Genomic DNA, 514 nt, shown 5'->3' with positions numbered 1-514 from the left:
ACTAAACCACTATGGACTTGAAGTCCATAGGTTTGTTACACGAGGGACTAAAGTCCCTCTTTCTTACTCTAATATGAAATTAGAGTTATCTGAATCGGGCTTTCTATGATGTTCCAAATATTCATTTACCATTTCATCCGTTATATTACCTGTACTCCAAACTCCATATCCTGTTGCCCAAAAATGCCTTCCCCAATACATTTTGCCCAATTGAGGAAATTCCTGTTGCAATTTTCTTGAACTTCTACCCTTCAGCTGTTTTACCAAAAAACTAATACTTTGCTTGGGGGAATATTCTATATGAAGATGAACATGGTCTGAACTTACAACCCCTTTTAATATTTCTAATTCTTCTGCCTCACAAACCTGAATCAGTAAGTCTCGACAACGAAACTGAATTTCTCCTTTCAATACTTTATATCTATACTTGGTTGACCAAACTATATGACAACTCAAATGACTAACTGTATGAGATCCTCTTCGCTGATATTCTGACATATCATAAAGATATAAT

1 protein-coding gene is annotated in these 514 nt (G+C 35.2%); it reads right to left on the bottom strand.

All coding sequences use genetic code 11. The annotated features are described in order from the left end of the window. Nucleotides 1–63: 63 nt before the first annotated feature. Nucleotides 64–498, bottom strand: a complete 435-nt coding sequence (tnpA, locus tag ICJ85_RS16130) for an IS200/IS605 family transposase (protein ID WP_188224826.1) — start codon at nucleotides 496–498, stop codon at nucleotides 64–66. Nucleotides 499–514 lie beyond the last annotated feature (16 nt).

Origin of the sequence: Aestuariibaculum marinum (assembly GCF_014596975.1) — a bacterium.
Taxonomy (GTDB): domain Bacteria; phylum Bacteroidota; class Bacteroidia; order Flavobacteriales; family Flavobacteriaceae; genus Aestuariibaculum; species Aestuariibaculum marinum.
This window is presented reverse-complemented; position numbering and strand designations above follow the sequence as displayed.